Here is a 776-nt window from a genome sequence, read left to right on the forward strand (position 1 = left end):
TTGTCGAAGGTGATCGAGTGAAAGAGGTCCGCCCCTTGCGTGTCGACCACCCACTGCAAGGCCTGGCGGCAGGTCTCCGCATGATAGTTTGGGATCTTGAAGACCAGCTCATAACGCGTTTTGCGTTCCGTGAGCGTCAATAGCGCCGGCTCGTTGACGGTTCGTTTGCCCTTTACCAGGTCACCTTCCCAGTCGCCGAAGGTCTGCCGCTCGTTGACTGCCTCCGGTCGCTCTTCTATGGAAGTACCCGCCAAGCGCTTGTTTTGGCGCTTGTGCTTGCGGCCCGGCTTTTTAACCCGGCGGCGCAGTTTTTCCGGCAGGTCAGTGTTGTCTAAGGGCAGCAGATCATCGTCAATGTAGTGGTAAACAGTAGGCGTTGAAGGACAGGGGACGCCCGGATAGGCCCGCTCAAACAGATGGACGTAACCATCAACGCTTTGCTTACGGAAGCCTGCATGATCCTTCTGAATCTTAACTACCAGCCAGTTAAAGAAGGAGCGCCAGCACCCTTGCACACGCTTCTTCCGGTAGTCGTGATGGCACAGCTTTTCGTGCCGTGCCTGGGCGGTGTCAGCGAAGTAATCGTAGTGGGGCATGTAATCATAGTCCAGCTGACGGATGCTGGCCCGATCAATCTCACGCTTCACAGTGCTCGGACTGCGATCAATCTCGGCAGCTATCTCGTGGTAGGAGAGCTCATGGGTGTGATAAAGTGCGTCGATCATCCCGCGTTCTTCCGCGCTGAGTTGAGTGTAATGCTTAGGACTGTTAGACTG

General features: G+C 55.7%; 1 protein-coding gene. It reads right to left on the reverse strand.

The window, feature by feature from the left end:
- Window positions 1–725 (reverse strand): IS30 family transposase (locus L248_RS16000; RefSeq protein WP_052000108.1); only part of this gene is annotated, 725 nt, incomplete at its 3' end.
- Between the last annotated feature and the right edge of the window lie 51 nt (window positions 726–776).

The sequence above is a fragment of the Schleiferilactobacillus shenzhenensis LY-73 genome (genome assembly GCF_000469325.1).
GTDB lineage: Bacteria > Bacillota > Bacilli > Lactobacillales > Lactobacillaceae > Schleiferilactobacillus > Schleiferilactobacillus shenzhenensis.